Origin of the sequence: Finegoldia magna (genome assembly GCF_003182075.1) — a bacterium.
GTDB lineage: Bacteria > Bacillota > Clostridia > Tissierellales > Peptoniphilaceae > Finegoldia > Finegoldia magna.
This window is the reverse complement of record NZ_QGTH01000048.1, coordinates 1-2,453: the sequence shown is the minus strand read 5'-3', so window position 1 is coordinate 2,453 and position 2,453 is coordinate 1. Positions and strand designations below refer to the sequence as shown.

The following is a 2,453-nucleotide window of genomic DNA, read 5'->3' as shown; positions in this document are numbered from 1 at the left end:
AACAAGCATAATATTGAAACTATTATTTATAACAATCTTTCTCAGACAGAGAATCTTAATTTTAATGATTTTGATTTAATTCTACTTGATGCCAATCTTCCAGATGGATCAGGCTTTAATTTTTTAAAGTGGCTGAGGGGATTTTCTGACCTTCCTGTAATAATGCTTACTGTAAAAGACGAAGACGAGTATGTAATAAAAGGTCTTTCCCAAGGAGCAGATGATTATATTACTAAACCTTTTTCTCTCCCTGTCCTAAAGGCGAGAATAGACAATGTTTTTAGTAGAAAAATTAAAAAAGTGAATGAGCTGACTTTTGAAAATTTATCTTTAGATCTTATATCAAAACAAGCTTCAATAGATGGAAAAGATTTAGACCTTAACTTAAAAGAGTTTGCTATATTGGAAATGCTCTTAGAAAATCAAAATATAAATCTACTAAGAGAGCGAATTTTAGATTATGTTTGGGGTTATGATTTTTATGAAGTGAATGACAATACCTTAACAGTAACTATAAAAAGACTCAGATCTAAACTTGGAGATTATGGCAGTCATATAAAAACTCTTAGAGGGATAGGATATAGGTGGGACAATGAGTAAAAACAAAAATATTTTACTTGTCTTAATTTTAAATTTGATAATGTCTTTGTTTGTAGTTTATCTCAATCCAAGATTTGATATTCTAACGCTCATAGGTTTTCTACTAATAAATATAATTCTATTTATAGTTATTTCAAAAATTGAAAAGAAAAAAGAAAAAGCTCTTGAGGATAAGATCAACAATATATTTAACCTACTATATTCACTTGATATAAACTCTGATAATTACGAAATTATTGACGATGAATTTGGCAAGCTCAGAGATGAGATTATTAAAATTATTATAGAAAACAAGAGAATAGCTGAAAATGCTGAAAAAAACAAAGAGATCTTAAGAGAATATACTGAAGACATTGCCCACCAAATAAAAACTCCTCTAACTGGATCTCTATTATTACTAGACTTATTAGAAGACGAAGAAGATGAATCGGCAAAAGAGTATATATCTAGACTTAGGGACAATCTCCTTAGACTTTACAATCTATCCGATATTTTATTAAAACTTGCAGCCCTTGATTCAGGTACAATTGAAATGACAAAAGATAGGATATCAGCTCGAGGATTAATTGAAGATATCATACAAAACCTAAAAGATTATTTTATCAATGATAATATTGAAATTCCCCTTGATGGAGATGATTTTGATCTTATATGCGATAAGAAATGGACCTATGAAGCAGCATTTAATGTGATGAAAAATGGTCTAGAAGCAACAGAAGATAGGCATATAGAAATTCACTTAAAAGAAACGAACTTATATAAGAGTATATTTGTGGAAGATTTTTCTAAAGGTTTAAATAGAGAAATGTTAGAAAAAGTTTTTAGACGTTTTTATAAAGCGGATCCGAATTCAAAAGGCTATGGTATTGGGCTTCCTATGGCAAAATCTGTTATGGAAAGACAAAATGGAGAGCTTTTATATCATAAGGGGAAGAAATCAAATTCCTTTGAACTGAGATTTTATAACTGATTTAATTATGGCTGTGTAAATAAAGCACAGTCATTTTTTTCTAGTCACTTTCCAGTCACTTAAGCCTAGTATTATATAGACAAGTTAAGGAGGACTAAATATGAATATTGTAAAAACAGTAGATTTAACAAAAACTTACAATAGTGGAGTAGAAGTACACGCTCTATCAAATGTGAATTTTGAACTAGAAAAAGGAGATCTTGTCGCCATTATTGGAGATAGCGGGTCAGGAAAGTCTACCTTGCTTCATCTATTAGCAGGAGTTGATAAACCAACAAGTGGTGATATATTTATTCAAGATAAAAATATTACCAAGTTTAACAAAGATGAAATGACAGTATTCCGCAGAAGGAATATAGGCGTAGTATATCAATTTTTTAATTTGATTCCAAACATCAACGTTCGAAAAAATATTTTACTTCCTCTTTTGTTAGACAATAAAAAGGCAGATGAAGAATATTTAAAGGAAATTTTATCGATACTAGGAATAGAAGGAAAGCTTGATAGGTATCCAAAACAATTATCCGGTGGAGAGCAACAAAGAGTCGCTATTGCTAGAAGTCTTATTACAAGACCTGCAATAATCTTAGCAGATGAGCCTACAGGAAATCTCGATAGAAAAAATTCTGAAGAAATCACAGGACTTTTCAGACTAGTAAATAAAAGATTAAATTCTACAATTATGATAATAACTCATGATGAAAAAGTAGCAAATTCTTGTGATAAGGTCTATAGAATGGTAGACGGTAGGTTAAATTTCTTAGGAGATGGAACTTATGAAAATTATTAATGACCTAGCTGATGGAGCTGTAAAAAATAATAAGAAAGACAGTTTTGCTATTAAAATTTCCATACTTTTGGCAGTAATTTTACTAGGAACTGT

General features: G+C 30.1%; 3 protein-coding genes. All 3 read left to right on the top strand.

Going from position 1 to position 2,453, the window contains the following annotated elements; genetic code table 11:
• A partial coding sequence (locus DES33_RS09480; RefSeq protein ID WP_110058833.1) for a response regulator transcription factor occupies positions 1-600 on the top strand: 600 nt, incomplete at its 5' end.
• Positions 593-1,570: a sensor histidine kinase gene (locus tag DES33_RS09475; RefSeq protein ID WP_110058832.1), complete on the top strand. Its 978-nt coding sequence runs from the start codon at positions 593-595 to the stop codon at positions 1,568-1,570. The genes DES33_RS09480 and DES33_RS09475, both read left to right, overlap by 8 nt.
• A gap of 100 nt (positions 1,571-1,670) precedes the next feature.
• Complete coding sequence (locus DES33_RS09470; RefSeq protein ID WP_110058831.1) at positions 1,671-2,360, top strand: ABC transporter ATP-binding protein; 690 nt, start codon at positions 1,671-1,673, stop codon at positions 2,358-2,360.
• Positions 2,361-2,453 lie beyond the last annotated feature (93 nt).